1 protein-coding gene is annotated in these 264 nt (G+C 66.7%); it reads right to left on the bottom strand.

Annotation, left to right across the window (positions count from 1 at the left end; all coding sequences use genetic code 11):
* On the bottom strand, positions 1-205 hold a 205-nt coding region (locus SB822_RS58020; protein WP_410859230.1), incomplete at its 3' end, for a helix-turn-helix transcriptional regulator.
* Positions 206-264: the final 59 nt, after the last annotated feature.

The raw sequence follows: 264 nt of genomic DNA, 5'->3' as shown, positions 1-264 counted from the left end.
CTTCCCACCAGTCCATGAGCTCGCGGCGGCGCCACGTCAACCGGCGACCCATCTTGGCTGGCTTCGGGAACCCGGGGCGCGCGGCGATCTGCTGGAAGGTCCGCACCGGGACGCCAAGGCATAGCGCTGCCGATTCCATGCCCAGCGCCCGGTCACCCTCGATCAGGGCTGCGAGCGCAGCCAGGGTATGGACGATCTCGCTCATTTCCCCTCCGCATTCAACTCAGCCGCCATCTGCTCGGCCGGCTCTTTGTCGTTGATCCA

Origin of the sequence: Paraburkholderia sp. SIMBA_054, from assembly GCF_046534875.1 — a bacterium.
Lineage (GTDB): Bacteria > Pseudomonadota > Gammaproteobacteria > Burkholderiales > Burkholderiaceae > Paraburkholderia > Paraburkholderia hospita.
The sequence above is the reverse complement of the archived record's forward strand: the minus strand, read 5'-3'. Positions and strand labels throughout refer to the sequence as shown.